The sequence below is a fragment of the Variovorax sp. GW458-11-26-14-LB1 genome (genome assembly GCF_059423965.1).
This window is the reverse complement of sequence record NZ_JBWKYW010000110.1, coordinates 1-515: the sequence shown is the minus strand read 5'-3', so window position 1 is coordinate 515 and position 515 is coordinate 1. Positions and strand designations below refer to the sequence as shown.

Here is a 515-nt window from a genome sequence, read left to right as displayed (position 1 = left end):
TCGACCCCGCTGCTGCAGGTGACCGACCTCGTGCGGCACTACGCATTGCCGCGCGAAAAGCTCTTCGGCCCGCCGCCTACCGTGAAGGCGCTCAACGGCGTGAGCTTCAGCGTGCAGGCCGGCAAGAGCGTGGGCATCGTCGGCGAATCGGGCTCGGGCAAATCGACCATCGCGCGCCTCGTGATGGCACTGGACACGCCCACCTCGGGCAGTGTCGCGCTCGAAGGCCGTAACCTGCACACGCTGTCGAAGACCGAGCTGCGCACCGCGCGGCGCGACTTCCAGATGGTGTTCCAGGACCCGTATGGCTCGCTCGACCCGCGCCAGACCGTCGCGCGCATCGTCGCCGAGCCGCTCGAAGCACTGGCCGAAACGCGCCGTGCCGAACAGCGCGAACGCGCCGCGGAAGCGCTTGCCGCCGTGGGCCTGCGCACCACCGACCTCGACAAGTACCCGCACGAGTTCTCGGGTGGCCAACGCCAGCGCATCGCGATCGCACGCGCGCTCATCACGCG

General features: G+C 69.5%; 1 protein-coding gene. It reads left to right on the top strand.

The genetic code is table 11. The features are described from left to right. Window positions 1-515: ATP-binding cassette domain-containing protein (locus AC07YS_RS31925; protein WP_495270373.1), on the top strand; the 515-nt coding region annotated here is incomplete at both ends.